1 protein-coding gene is annotated in these 504 nt (G+C 67.1%); it reads right to left on the bottom strand.

Annotation, left to right across the window (positions count from 1 at the left end):
* On the bottom strand, positions 1 to 504 hold a 504-nt coding region (locus AACY52_RS30240; protein ID WP_339561368.1), incomplete at both ends, for a DUF3363 domain-containing protein.

Here is a 504-nt window from a genome sequence, read left to right as displayed (position 1 = left end):
CTGTTTCGGCGGAGAGTTTTTCGCCGGCCGCTTCCAGCTCGCGACGGCGCAGCGTGTCGATCAGCCCGCGATTGAAGGTGACACGCTGGCCGTGTCGCTCGCCGAAGCCCTGTCCGACCAGATGATCCGCGCGTCGATCCAGCGCCTGCCGTACCTCGGCGCCGAAGCCGGCCTCGGACAGGGCGGCAGGTTCGCGCGCGATGTTCTGCCGATCGAGCCAAGTCGCGCCTGTCGCCGTGACCTGACGATCGATATCGAGATCGGAGCGGACGGCGATTGCGACCCGGCGCTGTCCCTGTGCATCATCGAACGCACGCAACTCGACGATCGAACCCGCCGCGCTGTCACCGGCGGCTTCGAGATCGGGCAGCTTGATGTGATGGGTGCGGCCGTCGACGCCGTCGACCACGGCGTAGGCGGAGCCCTTCAGCTCGTCATCAAGACCGCGATCGACCAATCGGCCGATCACGGGCGCATCGAGGCTTTCGGCCGCGAGCACATAGC

Origin of the sequence: Pseudomonas sp. EA_65y_Pfl1_P113 (genome assembly GCF_963970525.1) — a bacterium.
Classification (GTDB): domain Bacteria; phylum Pseudomonadota; class Gammaproteobacteria; order Pseudomonadales; family Pseudomonadaceae; genus Aquipseudomonas; species Aquipseudomonas tritici.
This window is presented reverse-complemented; position numbering and strand designations above follow the sequence as displayed.